A 322-nucleotide genomic window follows, 5' to 3' on the forward strand; every position below is an offset into this window, starting at 1 on the left:
AATCATTGCTGCAAACCCAGATGTGATTGTAATGACGGGCTATGAATCTGGCAGTGCAGATGACGCAATGCTCATGGGGGAAGGCGTAGAGTCTGCATTGGCAAAAGAGCGATTAGCAGGATTTAAAAACCGTATCGGTTGGTCTTCAATTTCTGCAGTAAAGAATAATCGTATGTACGCAGCTTACCACGGTGCTTCCCGTACCATCATTGATGGAGCCTTGATTCAGTTCTATGCAAAAATCTTGTATCCAGACGTATTCAGTGACCTAAACCCGGAAGCAGCATACGCAGCATTTTATGCCAAGTATCTACCAATAAAA

General features: G+C 43.8%; 1 pseudogene. It reads left to right on the forward strand.

The window, feature by feature from the left end:
* Nucleotides 1-322: pseudogene (locus FTW16_RS15475) on the forward strand (iron ABC transporter substrate-binding protein); the annotation flags it as partial.

Origin of the sequence: Vibrio sp. T20 (assembly GCF_007858795.1) — a bacterium.
GTDB classification, from domain to species: domain Bacteria; phylum Pseudomonadota; class Gammaproteobacteria; order Enterobacterales; family Vibrionaceae; genus Vibrio; species Vibrio satsumensis.